Source organism: Paenibacillus sp. FSL H3-0321 (assembly GCF_038002865.1).
Classification (GTDB): domain Bacteria; phylum Bacillota; class Bacilli; order Paenibacillales; family Paenibacillaceae; genus Paenibacillus_AQ.
The window spans coordinates 6915292-6940958 of sequence record NZ_JBBODH010000001.1; the positions used below are offsets into that span (position 1 = coordinate 6915292).

General features: G+C 47.1%; 23 protein-coding genes. 16 read left to right on the forward strand and 7 right to left on the reverse strand.

Annotated elements, in window-relative coordinates; genetic code table 11:
* Positions 1-157: 157 nt before the first annotated feature.
* The 5 genes from MHI45_RS30430 (at position 158) to MHI45_RS30450 (ending at position 4828) form a co-directional block, all read left to right on the forward strand.
* Entirely contained in the window at positions 158-625 is a 468-nt protein-coding gene (locus MHI45_RS30430; protein ID WP_076113143.1) for a GNAT family N-acetyltransferase, read from the forward strand.
* Positions 626-643: 18 nt separating this feature from the next.
* The gene (locus MHI45_RS30435) at positions 644-931 is read left to right on the forward strand and encodes a phosphotransferase (RefSeq protein ID WP_076113144.1); all 288 of its coding nucleotides are present in this window, start codon (positions 644-646) and stop codon (positions 929-931) included.
* Between the two features lie 312 nt (positions 932-1243).
* The gene (locus MHI45_RS30440; RefSeq protein WP_218642544.1) at positions 1244-1900 is read left to right on the forward strand and encodes a glycerol-3-phosphate acyltransferase; all 657 of its coding nucleotides are present in this window, start codon (positions 1244-1246) and stop codon (positions 1898-1900) included.
* Positions 1901-1963: 63 nt separating this feature from the next.
* Entirely contained in the window at positions 1964-4420 is a 2457-nt protein-coding gene (locus MHI45_RS30445) for an O-antigen ligase family protein (protein ID WP_076113145.1), read from the forward strand.
* 165 nt (positions 4421-4585) lie between these two features.
* A complete protein-coding gene (locus tag MHI45_RS30450; RefSeq protein WP_076113146.1) occupies positions 4586-4828 on the forward strand; it encodes a hypothetical protein in 243 nt (80 codons plus the stop codon).
* Positions 4829-4954: 126 nt separating this feature from the next.
* Here MHI45_RS30450 and MHI45_RS30455 read toward each other — a convergent pair whose 3' ends face one another.
* From MHI45_RS30455 to MHI45_RS30470, 4 genes are all read right to left on the reverse strand, one after another.
* Positions 4955-6715, reverse strand: a complete 1761-nt coding sequence (locus tag MHI45_RS30455) for an ABC transporter ATP-binding protein (RefSeq protein ID WP_076113147.1) — start codon at positions 6713-6715, stop codon at positions 4955-4957.
* Positions 6715-8466: an ABC transporter ATP-binding protein gene (locus MHI45_RS30460; RefSeq protein ID WP_076113148.1), complete on the reverse strand. Its 1752-nt coding sequence runs from the start codon at positions 8464-8466 to the stop codon at positions 6715-6717. The genes MHI45_RS30455 and MHI45_RS30460 overlap by 1 nt, the downstream gene beginning before the upstream one ends.
* A gap of 121 nt (positions 8467-8587) precedes the next feature.
* The gene (locus MHI45_RS30465; protein WP_076113149.1) at positions 8588-9643 is read right to left on the reverse strand and encodes a HAMP domain-containing sensor histidine kinase; all 1056 of its coding nucleotides are present in this window, start codon (positions 9641-9643) and stop codon (positions 8588-8590) included.
* The gene (locus tag MHI45_RS30470) at positions 9640-10314 is read right to left on the reverse strand and encodes a response regulator transcription factor (RefSeq protein WP_076113150.1); all 675 of its coding nucleotides are present in this window, start codon (positions 10312-10314) and stop codon (positions 9640-9642) included. The genes MHI45_RS30465 and MHI45_RS30470 overlap by 4 nt, the downstream gene beginning before the upstream one ends.
* A 238-nt stretch (positions 10315-10552) precedes the next feature.
* Here MHI45_RS30470 and MHI45_RS30475 point away from each other — a divergent pair, with 238 nt between their 5' ends.
* From MHI45_RS30475 to MHI45_RS30490, 4 genes are all read left to right on the forward strand, one after another.
* Positions 10553-10990 carry a LytTR family DNA-binding domain-containing protein gene (locus MHI45_RS30475; RefSeq protein WP_076113151.1) on the forward strand — a complete coding sequence of 146 codons (438 nt, stop codon included), beginning with the start codon at positions 10553-10555 and terminating at the stop codon, positions 10988-10990.
* A gap of 12 nt (positions 10991-11002) precedes the next feature.
* Positions 11003-11446 carry a hypothetical protein gene (locus tag MHI45_RS30480; protein WP_076113152.1) on the forward strand — a complete coding sequence of 148 codons (444 nt, stop codon included), beginning with the start codon at positions 11003-11005 and terminating at the stop codon, positions 11444-11446.
* 81 nt (positions 11447-11527) lie between these two features.
* A complete protein-coding gene (locus MHI45_RS30485) occupies positions 11528-12820 on the forward strand; it encodes an amidase (RefSeq protein ID WP_179091828.1) in 1293 nt (430 codons plus the stop codon).
* 216 nt (positions 12821-13036) lie between these two features.
* On the forward strand, positions 13037-13822 hold the full coding sequence (locus tag MHI45_RS30490; protein ID WP_076113153.1) for a nucleotidyltransferase domain-containing protein: 786 nt from the start codon (positions 13037-13039) through the stop codon (positions 13820-13822).
* Positions 13823-13908: 86 nt separating this feature from the next.
* Here MHI45_RS30490 and MHI45_RS30495 read toward each other — a convergent pair whose 3' ends face one another.
* The gene (locus tag MHI45_RS30495) at positions 13909-15138 is read right to left on the reverse strand and encodes a hypothetical protein (protein WP_144024435.1); all 1230 of its coding nucleotides are present in this window, start codon (positions 15136-15138) and stop codon (positions 13909-13911) included.
* Positions 15139-15250: 112 nt separating this feature from the next.
* Positions 15251-16519 carry a S8 family peptidase gene (locus MHI45_RS30500; RefSeq protein WP_341118526.1) on the reverse strand — a complete coding sequence of 423 codons (1269 nt, stop codon included), beginning with the start codon at positions 16517-16519 and terminating at the stop codon, positions 15251-15253.
* 168 nt (positions 16520-16687) lie between these two features.
* On the opposite strand from MHI45_RS30500, the gene MHI45_RS30505 reads away from it, so the two are divergent.
* Both MHI45_RS30505 and MHI45_RS30510 read left to right on the forward strand, forming a co-directional pair.
* Positions 16688-17059, forward strand: a complete 372-nt coding sequence (locus MHI45_RS30505; protein ID WP_076113156.1) for a hypothetical protein — start codon at positions 16688-16690, stop codon at positions 17057-17059.
* A gap of 161 nt (positions 17060-17220) precedes the next feature.
* The gene (locus MHI45_RS30510; RefSeq protein WP_340899301.1) at positions 17221-18222 is read left to right on the forward strand and encodes a hypothetical protein; all 1002 of its coding nucleotides are present in this window, start codon (positions 17221-17223) and stop codon (positions 18220-18222) included.
* A 63-nt stretch (positions 18223-18285) separates the two neighbouring features.
* Here the strand turns inward: MHI45_RS30510 and MHI45_RS30515 are convergent, their stop codons facing one another.
* Positions 18286-18573, reverse strand: a complete 288-nt coding sequence (locus tag MHI45_RS30515; RefSeq protein WP_340899300.1) for a hypothetical protein — start codon at positions 18571-18573, stop codon at positions 18286-18288.
* Between the two features lie 181 nt (positions 18574-18754).
* Between MHI45_RS30515 and MHI45_RS30520 the strand changes: the two genes are divergently transcribed.
* The 5 genes from MHI45_RS30520 to MHI45_RS30540 all read left to right on the forward strand — a co-directional run bounded on the left by MHI45_RS30520 (position 18755) and on the right by MHI45_RS30540 (position 25660).
* Positions 18755-19336, forward strand: a complete 582-nt coding sequence (locus MHI45_RS30520; RefSeq protein ID WP_340899299.1) for a TetR/AcrR family transcriptional regulator — start codon at positions 18755-18757, stop codon at positions 19334-19336.
* 236 nt (positions 19337-19572) lie between these two features.
* Complete coding sequence (gene pyrH / locus MHI45_RS30525; RefSeq protein WP_076113160.1) at positions 19573-20310, forward strand: UMP kinase; 738 nt, start codon at positions 19573-19575, stop codon at positions 20308-20310.
* Between the two features lie 266 nt (positions 20311-20576).
* The gene (locus MHI45_RS30530) at positions 20577-21983 is read left to right on the forward strand and encodes a flavin-containing monooxygenase (RefSeq protein ID WP_076113170.1); all 1407 of its coding nucleotides are present in this window, start codon (positions 20577-20579) and stop codon (positions 21981-21983) included.
* An 82-nt stretch (positions 21984-22065) separates the two neighbouring features.
* Complete coding sequence (locus MHI45_RS30535) at positions 22066-23901, forward strand: UbiD family decarboxylase (protein WP_076113161.1); 1836 nt, start codon at positions 22066-22068, stop codon at positions 23899-23901.
* Positions 23902-24583: 682 nt separating this feature from the next.
* Positions 24584-25660, forward strand: coding sequence for a zinc-dependent alcohol dehydrogenase (locus MHI45_RS30540; RefSeq protein ID WP_256718221.1), 1077 nt, complete (start codon positions 24584-24586; stop codon positions 25658-25660).
* Positions 25661-25667 lie beyond the last annotated feature (7 nt).

The following is a 25667-nucleotide window of genomic DNA, read 5'->3' on the forward strand; positions in this document are numbered from 1 at the left end:
TTCCTTTTGATTGCATCACTGAGTTTATGTTCTTCGATAAAATGTGTGATGAACGAAATGCAGAAGGTAGCAGCATATTTCAAACATCACATCCCGAATTGGGTAGTTTAATCTGCAAGGCATACCCCGTTAATCACGGAGTGAAGGAGCGAAAGTAATGAACGGACAATACAAAGTGAAATTTGCGGAAATGCAGGATGTTGATTCATGGATGTCAATGATTGAAGCTGTCCGCAGTAATTTTCCGGGTCTCCACAGCGAAGAATTACTGGAGGGGTATAAACAGACCGTAATTAAGAACATTAACAGGCGGACGGCTATCTGTGCGGTCTATGCTGGCGAGGTTGCCGGGCTGATGCTCTTCTCCTATAATGCCAAATGTCTTTCCTGCATGGCTGTACACCCGGATCACCGCAGACAAGGAATCGCCACAGCGATGATCGATCAAATGTTATCTTTGTTTCCGGAGGATACGGAGCTTTCCGTAACTACGTTTAGAGCAAATGATCCGCTGGGGGCAGCCCCGCGTCCGTTATATAAGAAATTTGGATTTGTTGAGGATGAGCTGACAGAGGAATTTGATTATCCCCATCAGAAATTTGTCCTGCGCAGATATCCATCATAAAATATGGCCAGTAAATGTATGGAACTAAAGCTTCTTCAGCCTGCTGAGCTTGAACTGCTGGAGTGGGCTCTACAGAATGCCGGTGTTTTTGAAGGCAGCAAGCCTGTCCCTATAAGCTGGGATTCAACCCCGGGCAACTGGCTGGTAGATTCTAACGGGATTTTCACCGGGCTGATTGATTTCGAGAACATGTTATGGGGCGTAGATGTGGACCATTTTTCGGTACTGTTTGAGAAATGTTTTATTAAGGATGAGCGCGCCAAGTTAGCATTTTTTGAAGGCTACGGAGAAGAGACCCTGACTTAAAAAGCAGATCCATATTCGAATTTGTTGCATTAAGCTGGCTTTGGGAGATCTCTATTGGGGCACTCAAAATAACATGCCCAAAGTTATAGCAAACGGGAGGAAACTTCTGGCGTCCTTGCTGAAAGCAGACAATGATAAATGATGACTTTTAACGGAGGTAAGATACTTTCACTTATTCAGAGTAATCTTCCTGCCTGTTCATTATTTTACATTTTCCGAGTTTCCTGTACAATATAAGTTACATATTATTACAGTCATCAATTGAAAATGCTTGCGTTATACATACGCTAAGGAGTGGATCAAATTATCTTAATGCAGTATTGGTGGCAACTGTCTTTAATTGGAGTAGTCAGCTATTTCCTGGGGAATATCTGCGGAGCGGTGATAGTCTCAAACAAGTTTATGCACAAGGATATCAGGGGGCTAGGAAGTAAAAATGCCGGAACGACGAACATGGCCCGGGTATTTGGCGTGAAATACGGAGTAGCGACCTTATTGATAGACTTACTTAAGGCGCTGATCTGTGTGCTTATTGCCAAGGTGATTATGACTTCAATTGGAGGAGCCGAAGCCGGGAGGCTAGCAGGTTACTTGTCGGGTTGTGCTGTAATAGTAGGCCATAATTATCCCTTATTGCTGGGTCTAAAAGGAGGTAAGGGATTTGCCTCAGGAATAGGTGTGTTTATGGCGCTCCAGCCGCTGTTTACATTGATTCTACTAGTCTGCGGGCTTCTTATGCTGCTGATCGTTGATAGAATGTCGGTGTTTGCCTTAACTTTTTTTGCCGTGGAGACGATTTATGCCTGGATGGTAGTTCCCATAGGGGAGTGGTGGGTACCTGCGTTTGTCACTGTATATTTGCTGCTGGCGGTTATCGCGCACTGGCCGAACCTTGTCCGGTTGGCGCATGGCGAAGAGAAACCACTGGGGCTCTACCATCTGCTGAAATATGGGAAAAGGGCTCATTGAGCCTTGTGAGATTTATTAAACATTATAAATTTATGAATCTAGTAAGTGTGGAGGTTATAACTTGTGTCGAAACCTGTGTATGGAAAAAACGCTGTGCAGCTGAAGCATAACGACAGATCAACAGGAGTGGTATGGCTGCTGGCTGCCGCTTTTATCCTTTTTCTGGGGTGGGCGCCATTTCAGAGGGGATTGTTTAACAGTCAGCAGCTCATATTCGAGAAACCTCTCTTTGTGTCTGCTCTATTATGCTGTCTTATGCTGTTTGGCTGGGTAGGTTTGAATTATAAAAAATTCAAGCTGCAGGAGCAAAGTGACTTGCTTGTCCTGGCTGCATTTATGTTGCCGATCATTTACGCGCTCACACTGTTTGTAGCTGTTTCGCATTTCTCAGCGATGAACATGCTGTTTATTCAGACTATGTACGCTGCCGTCTTTATAATCTCTTTCTACCTGTTAAAGCAAAAGCAGGTGAACTTAGCGGTACAGCAGGCCATCTTGAGTATTGCTTATATCATTGTATGGTTTGGCCTGCTCAATTGGTTGGGGAGCGGGAAGTTAGCGGGCAGTCTGGTAGGCTGGTTCACGAATGAAGTGGTCAATGGAACTTACAATGGTGCACTGATAACCGATTCCAACGGTTTGCGCTTGACCTCGATATTTCAGTATGCCAATACGTATGCAGCCTTCTTAATGGCCTTTCTGTTTGTTGCTCTGTTTGCACTCGTCCGCTCCAAAATGGGGTACGGCTGGCTGATACACGGCTTCATGCTCGTCCCGATTATCGTTTCCATGCTGCTCACGCTGTCACGCGGCGGGCTTGTCATGATGCCGGTAGTATTTATATTGCTGTTGTTATTCCTGAAGTCTGTGCAGCAGATTCTATGGATCATTCATCTTGGAATTTCTGGATTGGCATCTTTAATTATTGCGTCACCCGTCACTAATCTGGGAATCAGCCTCAATACGAATTTCACGTCATCATCGGCATTAAAGGGCTGGAGCTACTTGCTCGGGGCTTCGCTCCTCACAGCCGGATTAAGCTGGGCAGTGCAGCGTTACCTGGCTCCATGGCTCCGGGGCAAGCTGGACGGCGAGAACTCCCGGAAACTGAACGGAATGTGGATTCCGCTGAGTTCGGTAGCGCTTGTCGGTATTATTGCCTTTCTGCTGATCGGTACAGGCGTACGGAGTATTCTTCCGGATCACATTGAAGTCCGGCTGGAGAATATTAACTTCAAGCAGCATAGTGTTTTGGAGCGGATTACCTTTTATAAGGATGCTGTGAAGGTTATTAAGGATAATCCGGTTCTTGGGATCGGAGGTGACGGCTGGCAGGCAGTGTTCGGGCAATATCAGAATAATCCCTATGTCAGCCACCAAGTGCATAATTTTTTCCTGCAGTATCTGATTGAGGTGGGGATAGTCGGATTTGTTGTGTTTATGAGTTTCATTCTCTTTATTTTTTATAAGTATATTCGCGGGTATGCGGCAAGGAAGCAGGATGAATTCAGCAACGGCTTCTTTTATCTGATTATTGCATTATCCATTCTTGTTCACAGCCTGTTGGATTTCAATATGAGCTATGCGTTTATGGGAATTCTGGTCTTTCTGGGCCTGGCCGGAATGGCAGTGGTGATGGACAGCAAACCGCTGCGCCGGAACTGGAACAAGGCAGGGGTGCGTTACGGGTACCTTGCAATCCTTACGGCAGGGGCGGTGTTCATGCTGGTTCTGTCCATTAACTATATCAGCTCCAACAATGCCGGCAATAAAGCCCGGCAGTTGTTCAGTGTGAGCCAATCCTATGATGAGCTCAAAGCTCCGCTGGTCAAGGCGCTGAAGATACGCCCAGGCCATCCGGAGTCGACGATCTATCTGTCTTCACTGGATCAGCAGGTGTATTCCCAGACGCAGAACGAACAATTTCTGGAGGAGTCGCACACCTTGCTGACGACTGCGCTAAAGAGAGAGCCTTACGATAAAGAATTACTGAAACAGTTGGTTTCTTATTATGATCTTAAAAATCAAAGCGACCTTGCCCTCAAGGTCTACCACGATAATGCCACCAAGTATAATTGGGATATTGATTGGTACAGTACGCTGATCAGCCGCTCCCTTATGCAGGGAGAGCAAGCCCTTAACTTAAAGGACGATGCAGCTAAACAAGAATATTTCACAATTGGACTTCAAGCCTACGATCATGTGACTGCCGGTGTGGAGCATCTGAAAACACTGCCACCCGAACAGCTGCAAGGAAATCCATTCTCTGTAACCCCGCTCATCGCCCTGAACGCGGGTAAGATAAAGTTTATGATGGGTGAAGTACAGGAAGCTTCGGACATCTTAAAGCAGGCCTTAAGTGCAGATTATGCGGATGTTACTAACCGCGAGATCGCCCGCTGGTATCTGGCTGCACTGAAAAAGAATGGAGGCCAGGACCAGGCGGTTCATGATCTGCTGATTGCAGCGGACGCGCAGGAGGCGGCCCGAATTGATGAAATCTTAGCTAAGCAGTATTAAAGGAAGGGACACTCTCCTGAATAAGTAGTCGTCTTGCTTATTACAGCATTTTTTGAAATTTAAAGTGTAATTGAGGCGTTTTTGCGTTATCCTCTAAGAAGACACAGCTTTCCCGGAGCTGGTCAGATCCAAAGAAAAGTAGAGAATACCGCAGGAGGAACATGGATGTCAACTGAGATTTCACGTTCGTATATTGAGCATGTAAAGCTGGAACTGCTCAGCAGGCTTGGCCTGAAGCAGGTCTATCATAAAGGTCCGGCAGGCGATGATTTGCTCTTTGAGGCCACGGGCTTTGACAAAGGAACACAGCACAAATTTTGTGTCAGAACAAAAACAGGGACCATTGATGAATTCGTTGCAGGGAAATGGATGAAGGTCCGCAGCTTTACGATCAAGAGTGAAAAATGAAACTTGGCACAACAATCAAAGCCGCATACCCCGCGATCTGTGGGGTATGCGGCTTTATTGCATAACACTAACTTCAAATTAGCAAGCTTATTAGAGGTTAGTGTCATTTTGTTCTTTGTAACCGGATTAAGATGCTTGTTCGAATTGGCTATTGTAAAGCTCCGCATAGAAGCCATTTTTGGCAAGCAGTTCATGATGGCTGCCGCTTTCCAAGATATCGCCATCCTTCAGAACCAGAATCACATCGGCATTCTTAATTGTTGAGAGCCTGTGTGCAATCACGAAGGAGGTTCTTCCTTCCATGAGCTTATCCATCGCCTGCTGAATCAACAGCTCTGTTCTTGTATCGACCGAGCTTGTTGCTTCATCGAGGATGAGCATCGGCGCGTCCTTAAGCATCGCGCGGGCGATCGTAAGCTGTTGCTTTTGCCCGGTAGATAAATTGACTTTGTCGTTTAGCACGGTATCATATCCGGCACTCAAGGTCTGTATGAAATGGTGCAAGCCCACTGACTTACAAGCCTCTTCGATTTCTTTATCGGTTACGCCCGTTTTGTTGTACACTAGGTTTTCCCTGATAGTGCCCTCAAAAAGCCAGGTATCCTGCAGAACCATACAGAATAAATCATGGATGTTTTCTCTGGTTAAACTGCTGATCGGGGTATCATCAATATAAATTTCCCCGCCCATTAATTCATTAAACCGGATTAGAAGGTTTACAAGCGTTGTTTTACCTGCGCCGGTAGGACCGACTATAGCGACTTTTTGTCCAGGCTTAACCTCTGCAGAGAAATCTTTAATAACAAGCTTGTCTGAATTGTCATAAGCAAATTGCACATGCTCAAATTTCACTTTGCCCGCAGCGGTTTCAAGATGTCCTTCCTTGTGACTCTCATTGTCCATTTCCTCGGCATCCAGGAATTCAAAGACACGTTTGCTTGCGGCAGACGCCGATTGCAGACTTTGTGCGGCTTGCGCAATCTGTGACAGCGGCTGTGTAAAATAACGGACATACAGGATGAAGGCCACAATAACCCCAAAGGATATCGTTCCGTTCATAGCAAGTATAGCACCTGCGACACAAACGGCCACAAACCCCAGATTGCCTATAAACATCATAATCGGCATCATGAGACCGGAGAGGAACTGTGCTTTAAATGCGCTATCTTTAAGATTCATATTCAAGGATTCAAATGTACTGCGCATTTGTGATTCGCCATTGTAGGCCTTCACTACAGTATGTCCAGAATAGACTTCCTCCACATGGCCATTGATTTTTCCTAAATATTCTTGCTGGCTTTGAAAATACTTTTGAGATTTTTTCATAATTACCGCCATGAGGCCAAAGCCAATTACGGTGGCAACAATCGCTGTAATGGTCATGATCACATTTGTTTTAAACATCATGATGAGAGACCCGACAAACAGGGCGAGGGCGGTGACCAGTGTGCCGACACTTTGATTTAAGGCTTGCCCGATGGTATCCACGTCGTTAGTCACCCGGGACAGGATGTCACCGGTTGTAGACTTATTATAATAAGAGATCGGAAGCCTGTTCATTTTGCGGGAGAGATCGGTTCTTAAGCTTTTGGAAACCTTTTGTGTAACTACGGACATAATTAATCCTTGTGCCAAAGACAATACAGAGCTAAGAAGATAGATAAATACAAGGAAGAGTCCTATGGAAGTTACGGCTTCCATATCAATACCGGTGACGATGCCCTCGGTGATCAAGTCTGTTATCTCTGAAAGCTTATCCGGCCCGAGCAAAGTCAGTACCGTGCCGATTGCTGCGCTGATAATTGCAATAAGAACTACGGGAATATATTTTCTGCCATAGCGGAGAAGTTTGCTCCAGGTGTTGAGTTGCTCTTTGCTCTTGTTCATTAGGCCAGCTCCTCCTTGGAAAGTTGTGAGTAGGCAATTTCTTGGTAGATACTGCAGGACTGCATTAATTCATCATGTGTCCCCATGCCTGCCATACGTCCAGCTTCCAGTACAATAATTTTGTCCGCGTCTTTAATTGTGCCGATTCTTTGGGCAACAATCAGCATCGTAGTGCCGCGGGCTTCTTTCTTCAGCTCACTGCGCAATTTGCGGTCTGTCTTATAATCAAGGGCTGAGAAGGAATCGTCGAAGATCAATATTTCAGGACGGCGCGCAATGGCCCGGGCAATGGACAGACGCTGTTTTTGCCCGCCGGACAGGTTCGAACCGCCTTGGGCGACATGGGCCTCGTAGCTGCCGTCCATCTTTTCCACAAAATCCGAAGCTTGAGAGGTATAAACGGCATCAACGACATCAGATGCAAGATTACTTCCGTTATCACCAAAAGCAACGTTGGAGCTTACCGTGCCGCCAAACAAAATCGCTTTTTGGGATACATATCCTATTTTGTTTCGCAGCGCACTTTGCTCGTATTGGTTGACATTGATACCATCCACCAGCACCTCACCTGCTGTAGCATCATAAAAGCGGGGGATCAGGTTAACAACGGTACTTTTTCCGCATCCGGTTGAACCGATAAATGCCACGGTTTCTCCTTTTTTTGCCGTAAAACTGATGTCCTCTACAACATAATCCTCTGCATCAGGATATTTGAAGCTGACATTTCTAAATTCGACTTCGCCAACCCGATCCGCCTTGGAGGAAGTAAGCGATCCGTTCTGTAAGCTTGGTTTAGTATCCAGCACTTCGTTGATTCGTTTGGCAGAGACATGGGCGCGGGGCATTAATATAAAAATCATGATCAACATCATGAATGCCATAACCACCTGCATCGCATAGGATGAGAAGACAATCATATCGGAGAATAAGCCCATCTTCGCGGCACCATCGGCATTCTGAATCAATACAGCACCTACCCAATAGATAGAGAGACTTAAACCGCTCATAATGAGAGAAATACTTGGCATCAGCATGGACAATACATTGTTAGCGAAGAGATTCGTCCGGGTAAGCTCGTTATTGGCTGCTCCAAATTTATCTTCCTGATAGCTTTCCGCATTATACGCGCGAATAACACGCAGTCCGGTAAGGTTCTCTCTTGCAACACGATTAAGGTTGTCCGTCAGTTGCTGCAATCTTTGGAATTTCGGAAGCACGAGCACGATACATATGCCGACAATCAGGATTAACACGCCAATAGCGACACCGGTAGAGAGCGACCACTGCCAACTTTTGCCCGTGATCTTGAGCATCGCCCAGACTGCCAGGATAGGAGCCTTCAACAGCAGCTGCAGACCAATGACAATCAGCATCTGCACTTGCGTTATGTCATTCGTTGACCGGGTAATTAGACTGGCTGTAGAAAAGTTGTTGATTTCTTCCATGGAGAAGGACTGTACCTTATTGAACAATTTGGAGCGTAATCTTGAAGAGAAGTTAGCCGCGGTTCTGGCGGCAATGCCTGCCACAATAATGGAGGTGGCTAAGCTGCCGAGGGCACAGAGCAGCATCCAGACTCCGGCTGTAATAATTTCGCTCATTTCACTTCCCGGTGTCTGTATAAGACGGGTAATATCGCTCATATAACCGGGCAATTCCAAATCCAGCCATACCTGTGCAACAATGAAGAGGAGGCTAAACCCGACTAGAGCCCATTCCTTCGGTTTCAAGTATTTAAGTATAGTGACCATATCTCTGACTCCTTTATGTGGTGTTGCATCCATGATAACGAAACAAGATAAACTGAAAATTAACTTTTCTGAAAAAAATAAAAAGCCCTGAAAGAACCATTCAGTTCTTTCAAGACTAGAGTCAAAGTCCATCCGGTATTGTAATTGTAAACGTGGTACCTTGTGACGGGGTGCTGCTGCAGGCAATCGTTCCTTCATGCAGATGAATGATTTGGTTCACGATCGCCAATCCAAGACCATTGCCAGCAGTCGAGTGGGAAGTATCCTGCTGATAAAATTTATCGAAGATCTTGGGAAGACCTTCCGGGCTAATCCCGGAACCGTTGTCGCGGAACAGAATGACAATGGTATTTTCATTTTGCTTCATGTCAACTTCAATTAGGCCATTGTCAGGTGTGAACTTGATCACGTTATCCAACAAATTCAGCCAGACTTGATTCAACAGCTCTTTGTTTCCAGAGATATTGTAATCCTGAACGTTAACATTCAGTAACATATTCTTCTTCTCCAATTTGGCAGCAAGCAGCAGCACAGATTGGCGGATCTGCTCTCCAACATTAAACCGTACTTTGTTCGTTAAAATCGTCTGCGCCGCAATTTTTGAAAGCTCAAGAACATTCGAGGCGAGGGAGGCGAGTCTAGCTGATTCCTCAATAACAATGTCTAGATATTCATCCCGTTCCTCTTTGCTAAGATCATCATGCTTGAGTACTTCGGCAAATCCTTTGATCGAGACAATGGGGGTTTTGAATTCATGGGAGAAATTATTGATAAAATCGGTTCGCAGAATTTCGATTCCCCCAAGCTCTTCGGCCATCCGGTTAAAGTTCTCCGAAAGAATTTTAAATTCCGGAGGACTTTTGAGCTGAAGACGCATGGAAAAGTCACCTTTGGCAAGCCGGTCCGTGGCTTCTATAAACATCCGGATGGATTTTACCATTTTCCGGCTTGTGACAGCCGAGATCGATGTACCGATAATTGTGCAGGCGATTAATGTCATTACGGGAAGCAAGGTGCCATCTTGGGAAATTTCTTCATTTAACAGACCAAAAACATTCGCAAGATAGAAGAGCAGCCCTGTAATCATAACAGTAATGAGAAAGATGACGAATACGGCAAGAGAGAAATAGAGGGGCAGAGAGATTCTGCTGCTGAGTTTGTTACTCATTTTGCTCATAGTGTTCTCACCGCCTTGTATCCCAGACCCCGAACAGAAACCAGTTCAAACTCCGGATAAGCTTCAAACCGTTTCCGTAGACGATTGATGTGTACATTAACGGTTGTATCCGTACTTTCATTTTCCATGCCCCATATTTCGTCCATGAGCTGGATTCGGGTGAAAATCCGCTCCGGATAGGATAATAGCTTATACAACAAATAAAATTCTTTTTGCGGAAGGGTCTGCTTCTCATCCTCCCGGGTTACCGTCAAGGCGTCATAATCAAGTATGACTTTACCCACTTCCAGTTTACGGGCAGTTGCAATTTGGGAACGGCGGAGCAGAGCTTGGATTCTGAGAAGCATTTCTTCGGTATCAATGGGCTTGGTCATATAATCATCGGTTCCAAGCCGGAACCCCTTCTTCTTATCTTCAGGGAGCTGTTTGGCTGTAGCCATAAGAATGGGGATCAAGCTATTGCCATCTCTTACTTCCTTTGCGAATTCATAACCATCCATATTAGGCATCATGATGTCCAGAAGGATTAGATCAATATGCTGTGAATCAAGGACCTCCAAAGCTTTAACTCCGTCTTCGGCAGTAACAACAGAATATCCTTCGCGTTTTAGAACAGCTTCAAGAAGTCTTCTTACATGCTTTTCATCTTCTACCACCAGTATGTTGATCATGATTTCACTCCAATTCATTTCATTGGGGGTTCAGGGTCATAATATCATCTTTCTTCTGCAATGAACAAACTGTTTGATGGAATTCACGCAGTATTCGCAAGCTAATCTCCTCCGACTTAAACAGCTGTTTGTGCAGCTTATCGTTCTAAATTCGCAGCTTGCTTCACACCCATTGAATAAAGAGTGCCGGAAAAATATACTGTGACTGTAAGCAGAAGTGCGGGAGGGGCGATGCAAGGTGAAGATTACGATTGAGGATATTCCGGAAGGCAGCGAGCCGGAAATTATCCTCAGGTGCAATGAACCTGACGACGCGTTGTTAAGGCTTATTTACTCCATTAAATCAAGCTCCAAAAAGCTGATTGGCCTGACCGGTATGCAAATGCATGTGATAAGTCCGGGGGATGTGTTTTATTTCGAGGCGGTGGACAACAAGGTATTTATTTATTGCCGGGAGAAGGTGTATGAGTCTCGTCTTAAACTGTATGAGCTTGAGGCCGATTATGAGCAGGGCGATTTTTTTCGGGCATCCAAGTCAACCATTCTTAATATTGCCAAAATCAAATCGGTCAGCCCGATCCTGTACGGGAAATTTGAGGCGCTGCTGCAGAATGGCGAAAAGGTGTACATTTCTAGGCAATATGTGCCTGTACTCAAGAAAAAATTAGGACTCTAAGGAGGCTTTTCGATGAAAGTCAGCAGCTATGTCTCACGCATCGCAAAGGATTTTCTAATCGCCTGCGGCTGTTTATTTGTCTTAACCGCGTTAGTGTTGACCTTATCTTCTACAGAAATGATGAAACCCTCCCTGCTCTGGCAAATTATATTAGCCGCTTCAGCCTTTACTTCCTTTAAATACGCATTGATTGATACCCCTGAACTGGGGAAAAGAGCGCAAAGGATCAGCTTCTATATATGTTTTGTGCTAGCGGATGTTTTTGTCATCGCATGGCTGTGGTTTTTCAGCTCCAGTCAGGTGATGGATAGAGAGATTCTGGTTGCTTTCGTCCTTGTGATTCTTGTGGTCAAAGGAATGGTGTATGCCATGATGCATATTGATGGACTGAAAGAAGCCAAACGGCTGAATGAGAAGCTGAGTGAATATGGCGATGGGGGAAAGAGTGACAGTTGATGGATAGGGAATTTATGTAACTTATAGGACTTGGCACCGTATATCATTCGAGATTATAAAAATGACCTTGGAGATGATACCGTGCAACTTGCCCGCTCCTCCTTAACCGACCTGCCCAGTAATGAAGAAAACCCGGATATTATTTTGCAGCAAGCGGTAAAGCTTTATCTGCAAAGGGTCCGCCAGCTTGAACCACAGATCCATGCCTTTGTTCCGGAAGAGCATCTGGAGGGGCGGTTGGCCTTTGAAGCGGAGCGCTTACTGGCTTCATCCGCTGCAATGGCAGACAAACCGGCTTTATGGGGAATCCCGGTTGCCATTAAGGATCTGTTGCATGTCGAGGGTTTACCCACTCGTGCCGGTTCCGCGCTTCCTCCAGAAGTATTGACTGATAAGGAGGGCTCATTGGTAAGACGTCTTCGCGACTTAGGTGTGCTAATTGCAGGAAAGACAGTGACCGAAGAATTTGCCTACAACGGGCCTATTGCTACACGGAATCCGCATAACACGGAACACACGCCCGGCGGATCAAGCGCAGGATCTGCGGCAGCGGTAGCCGCTGGTCTATGCCCCCTCGCAGTAGGCACCCAGACCTTGCGTTCTGTGATCGCACCGGCTTCCTTTTGCGGGGTGACCGGGTTCAAACCCAGCTATGGAAGAGTCCCGCTGGATGGAGTGATTCTGCTGTCGCCTTCTTTTGACACGATAGGCTTATTCACGCAGGATCTGCCAAGCATGGAAGTGGCTGCAGCCCATCTTGTTCCGGACTGGACCCCCCGCCGGGTAGATCGGAAGCCTGTACTCGGTATCCCGCGGGGAGTGTACGTGGAGCTGATGAGCCCGGAGGTCAAAGCCGCCTTTACTGCGCAAATCGAACATCTTGAGCAGTTGGGCTACCAGGTCCGTTATGCAGACATGCCATGGGAAGATGAGTTTATTTACGGGGACAGCATGCTGCGGTTCATTGAAGGGGAGATGGCGTGCGGGCATGCATCCTGGTTTGAGCATTATGCTGAGCTCTATGGTCCTCCGGTGAGAGAGGCTATTCTTAGAGGCAAAGCCATCCCGAAAGATGAACTGGGCGGGTACCGCAGGAAGCAATGGGTGCTGCGGGAAGAGCTGAAATCGCTGATGGTGAAAGAAGGGATAGATATTTGGGTGTCTCCAGCCCAAGGCGGAACCGCTCCGAAGGTAGCGGACAATAATACCGGATGGTCGGGAATGCCCGCCATATGGGGGTTTGCCGGATGCCCGACCCTCAGCCTTCCGTCAGCAAGCCTTGAGGGATTGCCGCTCGGTTTTCAGTGCATCGGAAGCTTTGGCGAGGATGAATGGCTGCTGGCCTGGGCCCGGGAAGTGGCTCGGGATTTGTGAAAATTCATATGCTTCACGCTATAAATTATCCTTCTATTGCCCGCCAACACTTGTGTGAAGTGTCAGGCGGGCTTTTTTCTGCTGTTCACATTGTTTTCCTATGTATACAAAAAAATGTTGCAATATGTAAGGAGTGTGCTATGATTTTTTTTGGATTAATAGTAATATTATTATTAATTAATTTGTATTTATATTAACTAAAGGGGTGCGCGCAAAATGTACACACATCACCAAAAAGCCATTGATGCCATTACTGCCAAGCTAAAGGTCAGGGAGGAGATTCTGGGAATCATTATCGGAGGCTCCATCGCGCATGGATACGCGAACGAAACCTCTGATCTTGATATTATGATTGTGCTTTCTGAAGAAGACTATCAAGAGGCATATGCAGCCAATGAACTCGGTTTTTTTGAAACGGAGTCCTGTCCCTATGAAGGGGGCTATGTGGACGGGAAAGTTGTATCGGTAGATTATATCCGCAAGGTTGCCGAATACGGAAGCGAGCCTGCGAAATTTGCTTTCAAGGATACGTTCCTCTCCTACTCCAAGGTTGAGGGTTTGGAAGAATGGATACAGGCGGCCTCCAGATATCCCATAGAGAAGAAGGAGGACCATATCAAAAAATTCTACGCACAATTTGAAACCTGGAAATGGTATTACTACGAGGGTTTGAAAAGGAATAACCAGCTGCTGATGGATTATTCCCGGACGAATGTTGTCCTGTTTGCCGGAAGACTGATCCTTGCCTTTAATGAGAAGCTGTTCCCTTCCTACAAGTGGTTACTGAAGGAGCTGGAGGCGGCCGAGCATAAACCGGATCAATTCATGCTCCTGATGAGTAATGTGATCGAGCTCAAAACTGCAGATTCTATCGAAGCTCTATATGCATCTATTGTTGCATTTCATGAATGGTACCCATCCGACAAGCATTGGTCGATTCAGTTCATGATTGACAGCCAGTTGAATTGGGTGGATGGCAATGTACCTATTCTCGACCTGTAGGAAAACGATAGACCGCAAGCAAGTCTTCTACCGGAATTGTAATTAATGCTGATCCCCGGATGAAATACTTGTGCATTTCTGCAGAGTCATATCCTTTCAGAACAAAGGTATACCCCGGCCTCAGGAATATAGCTGATGGATGCCCAGCGGCCGGTAACGGTTCCAATGACTTGTAAGGTATAAATGTCGATCAGCTGCAGCAATAGGCCATTCTGTTCTGCGATGAACTTGCGGGTACGCATACAGCGGGAATTAATCATCCGTGCCATCGTATATTGATCGCTGGCCGTGTACAACAACTCACCGCTGTCAAGATCATAAATCTGATCCAGAGGCTCTGATGTTCTGATTCCAAACTTTTTCAGATCTTCCCCGATATAAATATTGTCATAACACTCATCAAGTCCGCGTCTTTCCATCTGCCTGTCCTTTAGACCGTATGTACATAGTTCTGAAGAATTCTCGCTAAAATGCTGTTTGCATAGGAAAAGAGAAGATCCTCTCCGGCTGATGCCGGCATACCCATGGGCCGGATCACATTGGTCAATAATAAAAGTCTCGTCGATTGGCAGGTGATTGCGGACATTCTGAACGAACTGTTCCAGCGGAATAATGACCACACTTTGTATGGCTGTACCTTCGAGCATATCGTATTGGCTGTAATCCCATGCCGCCCTTTTCTCAGAGACTCCAATCCGGCCCGTCACAATCATAAGCTGTTCGATATGATCCTGTTCAAAGACTGAGGTGTATGATAAGTGTACGATCCGGTCATTCGGCCCGATCCTCTCGGGAACGGGGAAGCTCTGCCCAAGCTCGACGTCGATCAGCAGATATCCGGTAAATCCGGAGTTTCGTTTTTTGGAGAAGGGGTCCAGATCAGGCAGGCTAACCAATAGATAACGCTCGTTCAGACCATATAATCCCATTCGGCTTATTACCGAAACCTCCGTGCTTTCCGCCAGCTCATCCGTCAAACGAAGAATATAGACCTCCTTGGCCTGCATGCTGCGGCAATCCAGCTGATGAATCGCCAAGACGGCCGTCCGGCCTTCCCAGCTCAAATAGGTGTAATAAATCCAACGCCCGGCGTCCGAATAATTAAGGATATAGGGCTTATGGCCATAGCTGACAAAGTCCGTGGTATGGTTGATAAGATCATAACGGAGCACTCCGGCAAAAGGCCCGGATTCGGTGAGCGCTTCTTCATCCATAACGTCACTGACATAAAAGACAGCGTAGCGCTCATCGAGGGTAACCCCGGAGTAATCTACAAATTGATGATCAAAGCCATGCAGATGCAGCATTTCAGTCATTACCAAGCACAACTCCCCTACACATTAATAAAACAGAATATACCATGAATTACGTATAAAAGGTTAAGGCCACTGTGGAAAAAGAAAAACTAGGCATTAAAAGGGCACGAGCTCAGCTCGTGCCCTTTGCGTACCGCCGCAGAAACCTGACATTCACTTCTCCGCTACCTGCGGTATTTGGACGGAGACCCAGACGGAAAGCATTCCGTTTCAGTGCCGTTTTGACCTGCGAGGGGGAGAGGGAGGGGGAACGCTGCAGCAGCAACGCGGCTGCGCCGGAGACGATGGGTGTCGAGACGCTGGTGCCGGACAAGACAAAATATTGTTTATCTATTCTCAAATACGGATATTGGCGGGCTAACTGTGAGCCGGGAGAGCGCAGAGAGATGATCGTTTCGCCAGGAGCTACAATGTCAGGCTTCCTCCTTCCTCCCGGTGCCGGCCCGCGGCTGGAGAAATCGGTGATTTGGTCATCGCCTTGCGGCAGCGTCCGGCGGTCATCCACAGCCCCTACTGTAATAGACGAAGGGCTAACGCCCGGTGACTCAATTGTTCTGCGGCCTGGACCGCTGTTCCCGGCAGCAATCACGACGGTGAGCCCGGCTTTGACTGCTTTTTCTACAGCTTGGCAGAGCAGGTCGTCCTCACATGAAGTATTCACCGGTCCGCCGAAGGACAGTGAAAGAATGCGCAGCTTCAACCGCTTCCGGTGCTTAATACACCATTCAATCCCCTTAATAATCGTGGAATCATAGCCATCACCATTCTTATCCAATACTTTAATGCCCACAATTCCGGCTTCCGGTGCCGGGCCTCTGTATTTCCCCCGGCTTGCCCAGCCGTTGCCTGCGGCATCGCCGGCGATATGCGTGCCATGACCATTGTCATCATAGGGCTGTTTCCGGTGATTTATAAAATCCTTGAAGGCTATAATCCGGTTCACCGGCCGGGTCAGATCCGGATGCGGGAATACTCCGGTATCGAGAATGGCGATATGGATTCCTTTGCCCGTAAGCCCATCCGCTTGCCGAACGGCTGAAGCTCCGATTGACGGGGTGGCTATATTTAATGAAGTCGTTTTGATTGCGTCCAAATAGACCTTGTGAACTCCATGCCAGCAGCATATGCGTTCCAGACATTTCAATGATACCTGTGAGGATACCGCATTGAGCAGAGGCAGACGGCGGCTTACGATAAATGGCTGCGGGCCGATATGTCTGTGTAAAGCAAGAAGACGGGAGGATGTGATAGGGCGTTTAAACTGAATAATTACCGGAACGGCCACCGGTTTGTAGCCGGAGGCATAGGTTTGCCGGACTTTGTGTTTCAGGGGCCGATTTAATTTGGTGGCATGCTGCTGCAGCCATAACTGTGCGTTCATTGCTCAGTGATCACCTCTTCAGTCAGTGTATGCACAGTAAGATACGGTGGGTACGTATCTATGAACCTAGGACACTACCACATTTTAATACAAGTAGGCCATTGTAGTTTCAGAGAGCACGGGAAATGAATCTAATAGTGTATCCTATAAGAAAGTGGTGAAGAGTAAATGAAGCCAGTGGACAAGAAGACTCTTATGGCAAAACGGGCACTTATGGCAAAAAAAGCGCTTATGGCCCGCAAGGCAAAGGCATCCGCAGTGAAAAAGAAACGCAGAATTAGACAAAGCCTCGACAGATTTATCGTAATTGCTACGAATCTGTCTAATGCACCAAGAGATACAAGTGGATGGACAGCCAGCTTAACCAACGCAGGCATAACAACAACAGCCGATTTTGATGATTTTGGTGTGGCCAGATTCCCCACAATCACTACGTTAACAACGGTACCGTATCTTTTGAGAATAAGAGATGCCAACGGAAATCCGGTAGTCAGCCGAAATGTTCCTGCAGACCGTGAATTTTTCATCGCCAGATTCTAATCTGGGGTGATCCATGGATGTGACATAGTCTAAACAGCGTGCGCCGATGCAAGACGGTGTGCGCTGTTTGTTATGAGTTGGAAGCAAATTAGAGTAAACTGGAATTGTAATGTTTTTCCTGTAGCCGCATCAGCTTGGTATTCAGACTGGAGGAGTGTTCTATGTACGAGTGGATCAAAGACCATTGCTTGCTGGAATATAGCGCCAAGCAGGAGCGGTTTGAATTGGACAGGTTAACTGGTTTTTATAAGAAAAGACTGACGATGGACAAGCCACCTTCCGGGATGACGGTGCTCGGGCAATATTTCATTGCTTCGAGTGTGTTGGACGACGAATCCTTCGCCCAGGTAATCCCGGTACAGGACGAAGAGTTTAGAGCCATATTGATGGAGCAGGTGGCGCCACATTTTACAGTAGTAAGGGAAGCCGGCCATGAAGGTGTAATAGAATCACTTTTTCTGGAGCAGCTCAGACCGGAATCGAAGATATTGTTCGAGGAGACGAAGACCGGGATAGTGCCCGTAATACAGGATTTGTACCGTCACAAGGATATGAGCAGCCATTACCATAGAGGCAAGAGACAACTGATTCATTATCCTGTGAATTTGAAGCTGCTTACGCCCTATGATGCGCCAGATGTGCAAGAACTGCAAACGCTGCTGAGGAAGTTCTATTTCAAATCCGGGGGAGAATCCAGTCTGATGCCGGTCGGCTGGGTGTTTGAGGATTCCTTACGGGATTCTGCCCTGCTGCGGTTTCTTGCCGGATTTGTCCCATATGTTACGATGCTCGTGGATGCAGACAGCAACGAAGTAGTAGTGCTGCGGATGGGCGAAAATGAATTATCACATACGCTTCAATTGAATTCAGCTAAGCCGCAGCCGCCGCGCAGACACAATAATTTTTTATATCTGGATATGGGCATTGGATTGGTCTTTGTGGTTGATTTGGCCGGGCAGCCAGCGGTGGAGGATTGGAAAGATATCCGGGAGAAACAGGGTTATTATTTGCCGGAGGACAGTGACTTTGCAGATTTTGATCATGAGACTGCAGCGCCGATTCCTGAGGGCATAGGACTTTTTTTTGATTCGGATTTCGCGAAAGCGATGGTTGAGGCGGTTAACCGGGAATTGCGGCTTTTTAATGCCTTGGGAGGAAAATGATGGAGTCTATTTCACCCGGCAATATTTTGATCAACGATAGCTGAATTACAGAAATCGGTAAACTTAATCCTTACTGAGAAGACCAATAACACTTATTATTGCTCCTAGTAAAATAGTCAGAAAACTCAAGCTGGGATATCTGACCTTGTAATCAACGATAGCATTAAAAATGAGTCCTAAAAAAATCAGTTCGGCGCCAAATAACATTAGTTTCTTTCCAGTCAGATTTTTGCGAAAAAACGATAATGCCAATAGGATGCCTATAATGATTGTAATTCCTAATAAAGCATTAATGATCAAAAAACCGTTCTCGGATAAATAAAAAAGGTTAGAGCCAGGAGTCTCATCCAAGGTTATTTCCTCCATTCTAAGTTAACCATGCCTACAATATTGGCTGGTTATTTTATATTTTGAATGTACCATTTATTTGAAAATTATTCCATGCAGGAATAGTGGGAAGGATTGACAAGCCTATTATTATTTAATAATCTTCGTTATAGCACAAGCGTTATTCATAGGGGAGGTGCAGATCGTGCCGCCGAAATCAGATATTACGAAAGAGCAAATTATTCAGGCGGCATTTGCCATTGTGCAGGAGCAAGGGCTTGAAATGTTGTCAGCCCGAAATATCGCGCAGAAGCTGAATTGCTCCACCCAGCCGATTTACAGCTTGTACGGAAATATGGAGGAGATCAAAAGTCTGGCATATCAGAGGGTTGTAGATCATGTGCGTTACAGCATGACAACTTATGAGGATGGGTACTATTCACCTGCTCTCAATTTGGCTATCGGATTTTTGCATTTTGCCAAGAAAGAACAGCATTTGTTCAGATCTGTGTATCTCTCCGGTTATAAGAGCTATGATCTGGATCAAGAAGAATTTATAGGCGAAGCCATAAGCATGGCCTATATGCGTCATAGCAAACGGCTCAATTCAGCCTCAGAACACAGGCTTAAGCGGGTTTTTCTAAATCTCGCGATCTATTTAATCGGGCTGGGAACCCTGATCCACTCAAGTACGAAGAATCTGGAGATTGACGAGGCAATAATCATGGTCAGGGAGATGTATGAAACTCTGCTCCTGAGAGAAAAAGAGGGAATGAGCTGTGAATAGCGGTCTGGCGTTATTTCTTCAAGAAATCAGATTAAGATATTAGCAGTTGCTATTTTCTTCTCGATGAGTATACAATAGATTGAATTAAAATACTGGAAGAGGTGGAAATATGAAGCGGGAACGGAAGAGCGGCGATCGAACAGCACTTTCATTTTCAAATCTTCATATTTTCATTTTATTGAAACACTAAAGCATTTTATGCTTTAGTGTTTTTTTATTATACGGAGGTGTAGAGATTGGTAAGGTACAAAAGAGTTCTTATTAAACTAAGCGGCGGGGCAGTGGCAGGAAAGACGGAATTTGGTTTTGAACCGGAAAAAATGGAGCATATCGCGAGTGAAATTATGTCCGTGGTGGAACTGGGCGTTGAGGTTTCACTCGTGATCGGAGGAGGCAACATATTCCGTGGTAACATGGCGGAGAGCTGGGGCATAGAAAGAGCGGAGGCTGACAATATCGGCACGCTCGCGACCGTCATCAACAGCTTGATGCTGCGTGGAGTACTCAAGGCCAAATCTGACAGAGAAGTGCGCGTAATGACAGCAATACCGACTACATCCGTTGCTGAACCGTATATCCGTCTAAGGGCAATTCACCATTTGGAAAAAGGGTATATCGTGATTTTTGCCGGAGGGAACGGTCAGCCCTATGTGACAACAGACTATCCTTCGGTTCAACGAGCGATCGAGGTGAATTGTGATGCCCTGCTGGTTGCCAAACAAGGGGTGGATGGTGTACTTAGTGCAGATCCTAAACATGACAGGGCGGCCAGAAAGTTCAAATCCCTGCATTACAACGATGTGCTTCAGCATAATTTGAAGGTCATGGATCAGTCAGCATTCATCCTGGCCAGGGATTATCATCTCCCGATGCATGTGTTCAACTTTGACCAGCCGGGTTCCATGAAAGACATTTGTGAAGGGATCAATCACGGAACGATCATTAGCGGAGAATCTCTTCTGGAATTGGAATGAGTGGCATGTTTTATTCCATGAATAAGAAGGTGTGGAGTGCAATAGCTTAGTTTGTCAATATACGATTAGCTAATAAACTTAAATATTAGTGATTATGTACAATCGGTTGGCAGGAATTTAGCTATAATGACAATAAACCTAACATTTATATTTAAAAGGCGCAGCATTCAAGATATAATGTGGCCATCAGTATCAGCGTGAAGGTTGGCGGCGGATAGCCATGCACTTTGATATCCTAAAGATGCCATTGAAAGGTCTGAGGTATGATGAACCTGGAAACTTTAAATGAACGAGTACAAACGGACCTTTCCTATTTGGCCTATGGCGGTACGGACTGGGTACGTCCTCTGGAGCATCTGGAAGGGCATGTCTACGATGTTGTTATTGTCGGAGGCGGTCAAAGCGGTTTGGGAGCGGCTTTTGGACTGCTGCGTGAACGGATATCCAACATTCTGGTCATTGACGAGAACAGTGAAGGGTCAGAAGGGCCTTGGGAGACCTATGCCCGGATGGTTACACTGCGCACACCCAAGCATTTGACCTCCATTGATTTGGGGATTCCATCCCTGACCTTCCGCTCCTGGTGGGAAGCGCAGGCTGGTCCCGAGGGCTGGGCGGCCATGGACAAAATCCCGCGCGGTGAATGGATGAACTATCTGCGCTGGTACCGGCAGGTGCTCAGACTTCCTGTCATCAATGAGGTGAAGCTGAAGCTGATTGAGCCTGGAGAAGAGGGGCTGCACCGCCTGCACATTGCCGGCCCGGGAGCACCCTCCGGGTTGCTGCTGGCCCGGAAGGTGGTGCTGGCAACCGGCATTCAGGGTGGCGGTGAGTGGCATGTGCCGCCGCTCATTGCCGGGAATCTGCCGGAGCATCTGTACGCACATACTTCGGAGGCCATTGATTTCAGCGCATTGAAGGGCAAAAAAATCGCCATTCTGGGCGGTGGGGCCTCAGCCTTCGATAATGCTAATTACATGCTCTCCGAAGGTGCAGCCGAAGCCCATGTCTTTGTACGGCGGGAGAAGCTGCCGAGCGTCAACCCGATTCGCCAGATGGAAATGTCGGGGATGATTGAAAGGTTTCATACATTGGAGGATGACGATAAATATGCGGTGATCTCCCATTTCTTCAAGTACAATCAGCCACCGACCAATGATACCTTTGCCCGTGCCGCGGCTTGGCCCGGCTTCACGCTGCATCTCGGCTCCCCGTGGCTTGATGTGCAGGCTGCTCCGGGAGGAGCGGTAGTAACAACTCCCAAGGGAGAGTTTGCCTTTGATTATATTGTGGTCAGCACCGGCCTGCTCAGTGATCCCGGCCTGCGTCCCGAGCTGCGGCTGGTTGAGCGCTATATCGCCCGCTGGAGCGACCGCTATCAAGCTCCGGAAGATAAGGCGAATCTGCTGCTTGATGACCATCCTTATCTCAGCCCGGGGTTTGCGCTGCAAAGCCGTGGGGAAGACGGGAAGAAGCTGCTGCATGGTTTGTTTGTATTTAACTATTCCGCTTTAGCCAGCTGCGGGTTGTCCGCTTCGGCGATTTCAGGCATCCGGAACGCCATACCCAAGCTTGTAACCGGGGTGGCCGATCAGCTCTTCGGGGATGACCGTGAGAGGATTCTGCAATCTTTTTACTCCTATAATGAAATTGAATTTACCGGAGATTTGTAAGGGAAAGCTCTCTTGAGAAATCAAGAGGGCTTTTTGCTATAATAAAGAGGTTCATATTTCTTCTGCAGATTGGAGTAAGACCATGACCTATCGCAATTTGGAAGAGTGCATTATAGATTTGGAGAAGCACGGGCATTTGATCCGTATTCATGAGGAAGTGGATCCCCTGCTGGAGATGGCAGCGATCCACTTAAAGGTTTATGAGGCCGGCGGCCCTGCATTATTATTTGAAAATGTCAAAGGCTCGAAGTACCGTGCGGTGTCGAACCTCTTCGGGACCATCGAGCGCAGCAAGTTTATATTCCGGGATACCTGGGATTCTTCGCAGAATGTCATCGCGCTGCGCAATGATCCGATGAAGGCGCTCAAGCAGCCCTTTAAATATATAGGTACAGGGCTTGCCGCGAGAAAGGCTCTGCCGCTTAAGACACTCGGGGGTGTTCCGGCCGGCTTCGAGGAAATTCAAATCTCCGACCTTCCGCAGATTAAGCACTGGCAGGGAGACGGTGGGGCTTTTGTAACCTTGCCGCAGGTGTACTCGGAGGACCCGGACAAGCCGGGTATAATGAATTCCAACCTGGGTATGTACCGTATTCAGCTCAGCGGCAACGAGTATGAAGTGAATAAGGAAGTGGGGGTTCATTACCAGATCCACCGCGGCATCGGAATCCACCAGTCCCAAGCGAACAAGCGGGGCGAACCGCTTAAAGTGAGCTGCTTCATCGGCGGTCCTCCCGCACACACATTGTCTGCTGTCATGCCGCTGCCGGAGGGCTTAAGCGAAATGACCTTTGCCGGCCTGCTGGCCGGACGCCATTTCCGCTACAGCTATGTAGACGGCTTCTGCATCAGCGCTGATGCGGATTTTGTAATTACCGGGGAAATTCATCCCGGTGAGACCAAACCGGAAGGTCCCTTTGGCGACCACTTGGGGTACTACAGCCTGGTGCATCCTTTCCCGGTCATGAAAGTACATAAGGTGTATGCCAAGAAAGGGGCAATCTTCCCGTTCACCGTAGTGGGACGGCCGCCGCAGGAGGATACCGCCTTTGGGGAATTGATTCATGAACTGACCGGAGGCGCTGTGAAGCAGGAGATCCCGGGAGTGAAAGAAGTACACGCGGTCGATGCTTCGGGTGTACATCCCCTGCTGTTTGCCATTGGCAGCGAACGGTACACGCCTTATCAGCAGTTGAAGCAGCCGGCGGAGATTCTTACCATCGCCAACCGGATCCTGGGAACCGGCCAGCTTAGCCTGGCTAAGTATCTGTTCATTACGGCCGAGGAGGACCGGGCCATAAGTACTCATAATGTGGTTGATTTCCTGACCTATATTCTGGAGCGGATTGACCTTCACCGCGACATTCATTTTCAGACGAATACGACGATTGATACGCTTGATTATTCCGGCACAGGGATGAACAGCGGCAGCAAGGTGATTTTTGCAGCAGTGGGAGAGCAGAAGCGAAACTTGTGCACAGAAGTGCCGGAGGTTCTGTCCCGGCTGCAGGGCTTCGGTGAGGCCAGAATGGTGATGCCGGGCGTTGTTGCCCTGCAAGGTCCGGCATTCATTAATTACAAGGAAGCGCAGCAGCAGCTAAGGTCTTTGTGCACTGCCATTGAGGAACAAGGTCCGCTCCCTTCCTTGCCGATGATTATTCTGTGTGATGACAGCGGGTTTATGAGCGGGACCCTGAACAATTTCCTATGGGCGACCTTCACCCGCAGCAACCCTTCGCATGATATATATGGCGTGAACAGTGTAGTGGAGAATAAGCACTGGTCCTGCGACAATGTCATTATAGACGCCCGTACGAAACCGCATCAGGCCCCGCCGTTAATCCCGGATCCTGAGGTGGAGCGTCATATTGAGCGGCTTTTTGCAAAGGGAGCCATCCTGGGAGGCCTGCGTAAATAAAACTGCAGGTTATTCCCTTGGCGGGGAGTTTGGAGAAAATAGTATATTGGAACGGAAAACCGCAGCAAATGTCGCTGCGGTTTTTTATGTCGGCTCAAAGTCGCGCTTTTTCGGAAATCAGTTTTTGTCATATTTTCGCGAATTCCGTGCGCAAATAGGTAACATTGCTGGATCAAAGCCGTAACCTGCGCGGCAGGGAGTGGTCTGCAGAAAAAATTTTAATGCAATATACAGGCAGGACAGATTGCCAAATGATACGGATAGAAGAAACGCTAAGAGTGAAAATAATAGATCGGCGAGAGACAACTTATAAGTGAATTAGACCAAGAAGGCCAGGCCTAGCCTGGCTTTCTATCGCTGAGCGAGCCAGTTGAACCGAAATTTATTCCGGATTCCCGGGCTGAGATGGATGGACCCCATAAACGAATGCAGTCATATTTTGGTGATTATTAATGATATGAAATAGAAAAAAATAATAATGATGTAATATTCGACAAAAAATTCCTTACATTTCAAATAAAATATGTTAGGATAAAAAATGCAATAGTACAAACGTTTGCACAACTTCTGATTTATGCTTTTTCGAGAGATAAAGGGGGCGTACTGAGTTGGTGTGAAAATATTTGAAATTATGTGAAAAGAAAAGAAAGTGAATGTAAGGGAGAGGAAAGGGGATTAGGCAATGAAATCAGAACAAGCAGAATATGCAGTATCGGAGAAGATGCCGGCACTGGTATGGTGTTCCGAGGGACTGAATCTGTCTGAACTGGACATCCCGGCGATCACGCTATTAACTGATGTCAAAGTAAAAATTCATATGACGGGGATCTGCGGAACCGATCTGGCTGTCATCACAGGAAAAGAACCTGGTATTTCTGGAGTGATACGCGGTCATGAAGCTGTAGGGACTGTCGTTGAAACCGGGGCGAATGTGACAGGCCTGAAAATAGGCGACAGAGTAGTCATTGATCCCAATCAAAGCTGCGGCGAGTGCAGATTTTGCCGTCAAGGCAAGGAACATCTCTGTATAGGAACGGATGGACGGGGTATGCCAATTGCCGGATTGAACAAAAATGGCACTTTTGCTCCCTGGTTCGTTACTGAAGAAAAGTATTTGTATAAATTACCTGAACAAATGAGTTGGGAAGCGGCAGTGGCCGTTGAACCACTCGCCTGTGTTCTGCATAACTTCCGTGAGAGCGGGATCCGCGCAGTTGACTCGGTGTTAATTCTTGGTTCCGGTCCGATGGGACTTTTATGTCAAATAGTTGCTAAACGTATGGGATGCACCACTATTTCCACGGAAATCAATGCAGGCCGGCTTGCAAAGGCGAAGCAAATCTCTGACTATGCCTGCCCGCCGGAGGAGCTGACCCCGGAGCTGGTGTCCAGCCTACTGGGAGAGAAGAAATTTAACATCGTAATGGATACGGTGGGCACACAGATGGAGATGGCGGAGCAGTGGGTGGAGCGCGGCGGTACGATAATCCCCTTCGGCATCAATGGAAAATATCAGTATACAATCTCACCAACTTTTTATACCCAGAATGCAGTACGGCTCCTGGGAGCCGGTGAATATCTGAACACCTTTGGAGATGCATTTCAGTTTGTGAAGGATGTACCGGAAGTATCCTCCCTGATTACACGCAAGTACAGTTTGAATCAATCCGGGACCGCCATTCAGGAGTTGCTGGGGCATATGCCGGATCATGCAGCTTCTTCGGACAAGCCGGTTCTAAAAACGGTGTTCGTTTTCTGAAATGAAC

Excerpts from the sequence above, each read along its gene's own strand:
- MHI45_RS30440 (WP_218642544.1), top strand. The coding sequence starts at position 1,244 with ATGCAGTATTGGTGGCAACTGTCTTTAATTGGAGTAGTCAGCTATTTC.
- MHI45_RS30480 (WP_076113152.1), top strand. The coding sequence starts at position 11,003 with ATGAAAGTCAGCAGCTATGTCTCACGCATCGCAAAGGATTTTCTAATC.
- MHI45_RS30435 (WP_076113144.1), top strand. The coding sequence starts at position 644 with ATGGAACTAAAGCTTCTTCAGCCTGCTGAGCTTGAACTGCTGGAGTGG.
- MHI45_RS30540 (WP_256718221.1), top strand. The coding sequence starts at position 24,584 with ATGAAATCAGAACAAGCAGAATATGCAGTATCGGAGAAGATGCCGGCA.
- MHI45_RS30530 (WP_076113170.1), top strand. The coding sequence starts at position 20,577 with ATGAACCTGGAAACTTTAAATGAACGAGTACAAACGGACCTTTCCTAT.
- MHI45_RS30490 (WP_076113153.1), top strand. The coding sequence starts at position 13,037 with ATGTACACACATCACCAAAAAGCCATTGATGCCATTACTGCCAAGCTA.
- MHI45_RS30470 (WP_076113150.1), bottom strand. The coding sequence starts at position 10,314 with ATGATCAACATACTGGTGGTAGAAGATGAAAAGCATGTAAGAAGACTT.
- MHI45_RS30460 (WP_076113148.1), bottom strand. The coding sequence starts at position 8,466 with ATGGTCACTATACTTAAATACTTGAAACCGAAGGAATGGGCTCTAGTC.
- MHI45_RS30455 (WP_076113147.1), bottom strand. The coding sequence starts at position 6,715 with ATGAACAAGAGCAAAGAGCAACTCAACACCTGGAGCAAACTTCTCCGC.
- MHI45_RS30535 (WP_076113161.1), top strand. The coding sequence starts at position 22,066 with ATGACCTATCGCAATTTGGAAGAGTGCATTATAGATTTGGAGAAGCAC.
- MHI45_RS30430 (WP_076113143.1), top strand. The coding sequence starts at position 158 with ATGAACGGACAATACAAAGTGAAATTTGCGGAAATGCAGGATGTTGAT.
- MHI45_RS30510 (WP_340899301.1), top strand. The coding sequence starts at position 17,221 with ATGTACGAGTGGATCAAAGACCATTGCTTGCTGGAATATAGCGCCAAG.
- MHI45_RS30500 (WP_341118526.1), bottom strand. The coding sequence starts at position 16,519 with ATGAACGCACAGTTATGGCTGCAGCAGCATGCCACCAAATTAAATCGG.
- MHI45_RS30450 (WP_076113146.1), top strand. The coding sequence starts at position 4,586 with ATGTCAACTGAGATTTCACGTTCGTATATTGAGCATGTAAAGCTGGAA.
- MHI45_RS30505 (WP_076113156.1), top strand. The coding sequence starts at position 16,688 with ATGAAGCCAGTGGACAAGAAGACTCTTATGGCAAAACGGGCACTTATG.
- MHI45_RS30465 (WP_076113149.1), bottom strand. The coding sequence starts at position 9,643 with ATGAGCAAAATGAGTAACAAACTCAGCAGCAGAATCTCTCTGCCCCTC.
- MHI45_RS30495 (WP_144024435.1), bottom strand. The coding sequence starts at position 15,138 with ATGACTGAAATGCTGCATCTGCATGGCTTTGATCATCAATTTGTAGAT.